This window comes from Dellaglioa sp. CoH-57-MRSF-18 (genome assembly GCF_056781995.1).
In genome coordinates this window covers 1-381 of record NZ_JBXAXX010000123.1, presented here as the reverse complement: position 1 = coordinate 381, position 381 = coordinate 1, and the positions used below count along the sequence as shown (strand labels likewise).

Below are 381 nucleotides of genomic sequence, written 5' to 3'. Positions count from 1 at the left end.
AGCACCATCGTCAAGAAGGCGCTGGGTCTGTGAACCTATTTCTATAAGGAGAAGTCATGTTCCACAATCGTTCGTTCCAATCAGCAATCATTGCGTTCTCATTCCTCACCACTTATCTGGTGGGTTTCGCGACGCCCGCATCAGCGTTCGCGGAGCGCGCATGGTTCGTGGTATCGGTTGTGGTGCCCACGCTCACGATTCTGTTTGTGGTCTTCGCTTATAACCACAAATTGAAGGTGCTGTTTCAAGAGGCACGGGACAACACGGAAACTCAGGCATGGATGCTTCTCCATCTGATTGCGCTTGGCACCGCAGCTGCCACCATCGCAACGGTGGGTGCTAACCCGAAGGCCGCAATTGCCGCAGTCATCTACGATATTC

1 protein-coding gene is annotated in these 381 nt (G+C 53.0%); it reads left to right on the top strand.

Annotation, left to right across the window (positions count from 1 at the left end; translation table 11 throughout):
* Positions 1–56: 56 nt before the first annotated feature.
* Positions 57–381 (top strand): hypothetical protein (locus AC1RPG_RS08375; protein ID WP_391858135.1); only part of this gene is annotated, 325 nt, incomplete at its 3' end.